The sequence below is a fragment of the Pseudomonas sp. SDO5215_S409 genome (assembly GCF_054071325.1).
Genome location: NZ_JBSVWN010000189.1, coordinates 1 through 341, shown reverse-complemented (window position 1 = coordinate 341; position 341 = coordinate 1). Strand labels below are relative to the sequence as shown.

Genomic DNA, 341 nt, shown 5'->3' with positions numbered 1-341 from the left:
CTGACTTCCTTGATCCGAGTGGATCATCACCTCTTGCTTCGGCTTGCGTCTCCAAACCGCCATCAGCAGTGCATCAATGGCTACGTCGCTGGTCATCTGCGACTTCATTGACCAACCAATGATCTGGCGTGAAAACAGATCGAGCACCACGGCCAAATACAACCAGCCTTCATATGTTCGGATGTAGGTAATGTCTGTGACCCAGACTTTGTTGGGTTCTCTGACATCGAATTGGCGCTTCAGTAAGTTCGGTGAGGCAACGGCTGGTTTACCGCCATATTTTCCCGGCCTCCGTCGATACCCAGTCTGAGAACGTAAACCTTCAATGCGCATCAACCTAG

1 protein-coding gene is annotated in these 341 nt (G+C 51.0%); it reads right to left on the bottom strand.

Annotated elements, in window-relative coordinates:
• On the bottom strand, positions 1-341 hold a 341-nt coding region (locus ACW9H9_RS28850), incomplete at both ends, for a DDE-type integrase/transposase/recombinase (protein ID WP_457346743.1).